Source organism: Mesonia hippocampi, assembly GCF_014197445.1.
Lineage (GTDB): Bacteria > Bacteroidota > Bacteroidia > Flavobacteriales > Flavobacteriaceae > Mesonia > Mesonia hippocampi.
The window spans coordinates 236295-242424 of record NZ_JACIFO010000004.1; the positions used below are offsets into that span (position 1 = coordinate 236295).

Here is a 6130-nt window from a genome sequence, read left to right on the forward strand (position 1 = left end):
TTGATTAACTTCTACTATTTAAATATAAATAACCTGCTTTTTTATGACGTCGATTTCCTGCTGTGCCTCCATCATTATATGTATACGTAATGATATAGAAATATGTTCCTGTTGGTAAAATATCTTTATCTTTTACGGTAAGACGACCTGTAGAAAAACCATCGAAAACATTCCCTGAAGTATCATAATCGCTCGTCTCAAATACTTTTACTCCCCAACGGTTAAACACCTGTACTTCAAGCTCTGAGATACACTCATTATTATGTATATTATCGATTATAAAATAATCATTAATGCCGTCTCCATTTGGAGTAACAGAGTTATATACTACGATATTACATGGGTTAAGGTCCTTCTCATTAAGTATTGCAAATGTAAACATCCCGTATTTTTCTAAGCTTACGGCTGTTGTAACGGTTTGTGCATCTACATCTATAATTCCGCCTTCATCGGTCCATAACGTTAAATCTTCATCCCAACGTACTATGGTAAGGTTTCCATTTTCTGCTGCTGCTATAAAATTGGCAGGTGTTGTAGCGCTATCCCAAGATAGGCTTACCAATACATTATCTTGAGCTGTTGGCACTTCTTTTATTTCCCAATATTCCTTTTCGTTAATAGTGACAATAGCATCTGAACGTTGTGCATGCGGATATAAACTGTTAGAGTTCTCGAAATAATATTTTCCTTTAAAGTTAGCTCCAGTATTTTGAGGTGACGATATTTTTGCATACCTATAATAGCCTTTATCTCCTATAGGGTACGTAAATTCTGTTGCGCCTATTTTATGTACAAAACCATCTACGTGGCTTAAATTGGAGGTGCTAACGTGGTCGGCATTAGTACTGAATAAAAAGCTACCACCATGGTTATCGTTATCGACTATACCTTCAAAAAAATCAACCAGTCCATAGGCTTCAATATTACCAGATAGATGAAAAGGAACCTCACTACTAGTGTTATCAAAATAAATATTATAAAACGCGCTTGGTTGAATTCCAGACAGCAACTGGGTATTGCTTCCGATAAAACGTGTTAACCCCGTGTTGCTATAAAAATCGACCAAACCATCATTATTAAAGCTTTCATAAATAAAAGCTTCGCCATCATTAATAAAGGCTCCTGTCGGTTTGTTATCCAAATCCGCTAGGGTTGAAAACTGTGTGCCTTCACTCACGTAAAACATCCCTTCGTTAGTGGTTTGTGCATAGGGACTTCCGCAAAACACACACAAAGCTATACTTGCTATTTTTATTATATGCTTCATTGTTATTTTATTTTTTAGCCTTTGAAGGCAACATTGGGTTGGTGATTAAATGACACTGAACATGTACAGTTTCTAACTTATAATAACAACCACTAGAACTCCCTAATAGAACTGCATAATAAGAAGTAGGTGTTTTTCCTATTTTATTTACTAAAAAATCTCCAGTTACTACACTAGCCCCTGTTTCTGTTGGAATAGCATCGTAAAACACTGTTCCTTCGGGATAAGCTGCAGTAACAATATCTCGCTCTACTACATCTTTACAGCTTACAACAAACTGCTTTATATTGTCTTCTGTAACATTAGGACAATTTACATTATTTACATTAATGTACGTCTCAAAGTCTTCATAAACGGGACCTGCACAAGCTCCTGAGCCATAATCACTAATTAAATTGGCTTCTAATAGGTTTCCTGAGGTTAATCCCTCTCCTGTTACTCCTCCATTTATTGGAATTTCTAAACCACAACCTCCTGCTCCTGTAGTTAATATAGTACAATTTTCTGTTACTTTTATTTTATATATAAAAGAACCTAAGATTGTAGTTAAATCACTTGCTAAAGGAATATCTCCTATCTCCCAAATTATTTTCCCTCCTGGAATCGTTGTAAAATCTGTAGAAGGACTATTTGTTATTGGGTTTTCCCAGTAATAAGAACTTCCTGTAATATACGTAGTTTCGTTTATTATTCCTTCTGAAAAGTGCACATTTGACGGTAATGGAATTTCTATTTTAGCATTTCTAATTTGCTCTGTTCCTTTATTCCTAACGTCTAGATTAAAGCTAAGTTCTTGTCCTGGAACTACATTTCCGCCATTAACCACTCCTGGTGTTATATTCGAATTTTCTACTTCTATCTTTGGGACATAAGCATCTACGGCAAAAACAATACTAAAAATACTATAGGTATCTTGATTTGAACCAAATCTGAAACTTGTTGATTCTTGGTTATTATCTATTATGCTATTGTTAGTGTTGGGAAGATTGAACATAGAAATATCCATTCCTGTGTTATTCTGAAGATTAGGATTCCTACTATTTCCTCCTGTAACAATAGATGAATTAAAAAAGTTATTGGTAGAATTTCCTGCATGCGATAACGCTTGGTAACTTCCTGAGTTTTTTCTCTCTATATGAAAGTAATCTCCAGAAATACCAACATCACCTTCTCCTGCCATCATCCCCATTTTTATATTAACTTGTCCATTTTGAGTTGATTTAAAACCAGAAACAGGTAATGTTTTAGAGCCAGCGGAACTATTCATATACCCATAACCATCAAATACAGTTATATCTCTCCACTTCATAGCTGGGTTTTTATAAATAACTACCATTCCCCAGCCTCCAAAATATCCTGTGGCTCCGCCGTCACCTTCTATTGTAGCTATATCTGCAACAAAATAATTACCAACTCCATGTGTCCTTACATAATCAGTCACATCTGCATAAGCAGCATAAATACTTGAATAATTACTACTAGTAAAAGAAATTTCAGGATTGTTATCAACTCTATTTGCATTAATCTCTTGATAAGCTTGTCCTGCTTTTTTTAACTTTACCTTCCTTTTATCTAACCCATTATAAACAAGACTACTGGACCCTCTACCAGACCAATATAAACCTGCATAAATTATTTCAGCACATTCAGCATCAGGAATTTCCAATACTGCTGAAGAAGAATTTTTTGTAGTTGCATCACCATCTACATCTACAAATTCCATATCCTCATTACTATTATTTTGATTATTGCTGTAAACTTTTAATGTAAGGTTAGTATTTCCTATCATAGTAAAATCCCCTTGTAAATAATAATTAGAAACATTTTTATACGGCTCAGGTGCTTTAGAAGATTGCCTTGGGGTGAAATCTATTTGTGCTTTAAGTGAAAAAAAACTTAAAGTAAATAGTAATAAAAATATTGCTTTTCTATTTAAAAACATATCCTTTTTTTTTCTAAAATTCTTCACCTATATAGGTGTATAATACTTCTATTTCTATAGCTCTATCTTCTAACTTAATATGTTTAGTAAAATAGTTTTCCAATTGCTTATTTACTGGCTGATAGCTTTTAATAAGGAGGAATTTTAAGCTTTTAAACTCTTTTAATTGTTCCTTAGTCAAGTTTAAATCATCTCCCTTCTCCCAACGTACCATAAGTAAACAAGCTGTATTGAAATCTTTTTTGTACTTTTTGTTTTTGATATTTTCTAATAAGGCTACGTTATCAAACTCTACTGTCTGAATACTTTTTTCTTTTCTTATGTCTCTAACCACTTGCTCTTCATAAAACGATAAAGAACTAGGTACATCATAAATTAAGTAGTCTAAATACTCTCTTTCTTCTAAAGTTATTTTTTCTTTCTTTTCTTCTAAAGAAACTAAGCTACTACTCTGAGCATTCACACTAGTAAATATTAAACATAAAAAAGTGCTTATTATAACAATTAACTTCATCTTTTATATTTTTACTTCACTACAAAAACAATATTCATAAATGAGCCTACGGTAATTTCTGCCGTTGCTTTAATGGTATAACTAAGTTCCCCTAGGTTATTTATAACAACATTCTCAAAAACGGTATTATCATACCAAACAATATGATAATCTAACGCATTTGCTGCTATAACAGGTAGCGTAGTTGTAGCCCCGGTGTTAGAAACGGCCGGAGTATTAAATTGACTTTGGTAATTGGCATGTAAATTTACGGTAAAAGTACCTGCATTATAAGTTGCCCCTGCCATACCTGGTACTTGATCTTGTGCTGTTGGCATAATCACTGATGGCATGTAGAAGAACTTAGGCATTGTTGCATTTACGGTTTTTAACACCCCACTAGCATCGGCCACTACTATCTTATCTGTAACTACACCTGTATTGGTATTTATTTTATTTACTCGTACATTTCCTTCTGCTACATGTAGCATTTCTTCTGGAGCTTCGGTTCCTATTCCAGTAGCTCCGCTACCTACTTGTGCATAGGTAGCTATTGAGCTTGCTAGAAATAATGTTATAAAAACTGATTTATAATTTATCATTTTTTAGCTTTATTATTGTTCTTAATTTATTCTACTACGTATTCTACGATTAAGTAGTAATCTCCTGCAGGGTGTAAGGTTGTCATTGAACCTGCGGTACCTAAAATTATATCTCCACTTTGGTACCTAATAATGTTTGTACTAATAGATTTAGTAGTTTTATTAATAAAACGTACACTTAATAAGGTAGCATTAACAGGTACTCCTGCTGCATCTGCATCTATAACGTTAGAAACTGTTGCTAAATTAACCTCAGCAGTAAGTTCGTAAACATCCTTATTTCCTATCCATTTTCTGCCTGTTTTAACTGCTGAATTGCTATAATCTACAGGTTTTATAATAGTCTCAGAATCTGCTTCATTTTTATAGGTATAAGTACCATCTTGATTATCTGTAAGCGTAGTTGTATTCGCATCGAAGGTTACGCTATCGCCATTTACCGCTACATGCGTAAAAGTGCCGTTTCCGTTATCGATAAACTCATCCGTATTTGTGTCAATTAAGTTTTGAATGCTCGTGTAAATATCGCCCTGGTTTACGATGTCGTTGTTGATTAACTCCGTAACTTCTGTGATAACATCGCTATCGTTAGTAATCTGGGTGATGTTCGTTATCACATCATTCGGAACGTCTATCGTTAAGCTATCGCCGTTGGCGTCTAATAATTGATAGGTGCCATCTTGATTGTCTACCATCTTCAACGTGTTCGCATCGAAAGTAACGCTATCGCCATTTACTGCTACATGTGTAAAGGTTCCATTGTTGTTATCGATAAACTCATCCGTATTCGTGTCGATTAAGTTTTGAATGCTTGTGTAAATATCGCCCTGGTTTACGATGTCGTTGTTGATTAACTCCGTAACTTCTGTGATAACATCGCTATCGTTGGTAATCTGGGTGATGTTCGTAATCACATCGTTTGGAACGTCTATCGTTAAGCTATCGCCATTGATATCTTCTAATAAGTAGGTGCCGTTTGACTGCTTAGTCATCGTTATCGTACTTGCATCGAAAGTAACGCTATCGCCATTTACTGCTACATGTGTAAAGGTTCCATTGTTGTTATCGATAAACTCATCCGTATTCGTGTCGATTAAGTTTTGAATGCTCGTGTAAATATCGCCCTGGTTTACGATGTCGTTGTTGATTAACTCCGTAACTTCTGTGATAACATCGCTATCGTTAGTAATCTGGGTGATGTTCGTAATTACATCGTTTGGAACGTCTATCGTTAAGCTATCGCCATTGGCGTCTAATAATTGATAGGTACCATCTTGATTGTCTACCATCTTCAACGTGTTCGCATCGAAAGTAACGCTATCACCATTTACAGCTATATGTGTAAAAGTACCATCGTTGTTATCGATAAACTCATCCGTATTCGTGTCGATTAAGTTTTGAATGCTCGTGTAAATATCGCCCTGGTTTACGATGTCGTTGTTGATTAACTCCGTAACTTCTGTGATAACATCGCTATCGTTAGTAATCTGGGTGATGTTCGTAATTACATCGTTCGGAACGTCTATCGTTAAGCTATCGCCATTGATATCTTCTAATAAGTAGGTGCCGTTTACCTGCTTAGTCATCGTTATCGTACTTGCATCGAAGGTAACGCTGTCACCATTTACCGCTATATGTGTAAAGGTGCCGTTTCCGTTATCGATAAACTCATCCGTATTCGTATCGATTAAGTTTTGAATGCTTGTGTAAATATCGCCCTGGTTTACGATATCGTTGTTGATTAACTCCGTAACTTCTGTGATAACATCGCTATCGTTGGTAATCTGGGTGATGTTCGTAATTACATCATTTGGAACGTCTATCGT

At 35.1% G+C, this 6130-nt stretch carries 4 protein-coding genes and 1 pseudogene; all 5 read right to left on the bottom strand.

Annotated elements, in window-relative coordinates; translation table 11 throughout:
- Positions 1-4 precede the first annotated feature (4 nt).
- Positions 5-1267: a T9SS type B sorting domain-containing protein gene (locus tag GGR32_RS06620; protein WP_183477400.1), complete on the bottom strand. Its 1263-nt coding sequence runs from the start codon at positions 1265-1267 to the stop codon at positions 5-7.
- A gap of 7 nt (positions 1268-1274) precedes the next feature.
- On the bottom strand, positions 1275-3209 hold the full coding sequence (locus tag GGR32_RS06625) for a hypothetical protein (RefSeq protein WP_183477401.1): 1935 nt from the start codon (positions 3207-3209) through the stop codon (positions 1275-1277).
- A 13-nt stretch (positions 3210-3222) separates the two neighbouring features.
- Complete coding sequence (locus GGR32_RS06630; protein WP_183477402.1) at positions 3223-3723, bottom strand: hypothetical protein; 501 nt, start codon at positions 3721-3723, stop codon at positions 3223-3225.
- An 11-nt stretch (positions 3724-3734) separates the two neighbouring features.
- Positions 3735-4304, bottom strand: coding sequence for a hypothetical protein (locus GGR32_RS06635; protein ID WP_183477403.1), 570 nt, complete (start codon positions 4302-4304; stop codon positions 3735-3737).
- Positions 4305-4330: 26 nt separating this feature from the next.
- Positions 4331-6130: pseudogene (locus GGR32_RS06640) on the bottom strand (hypothetical protein); the annotation flags it as partial.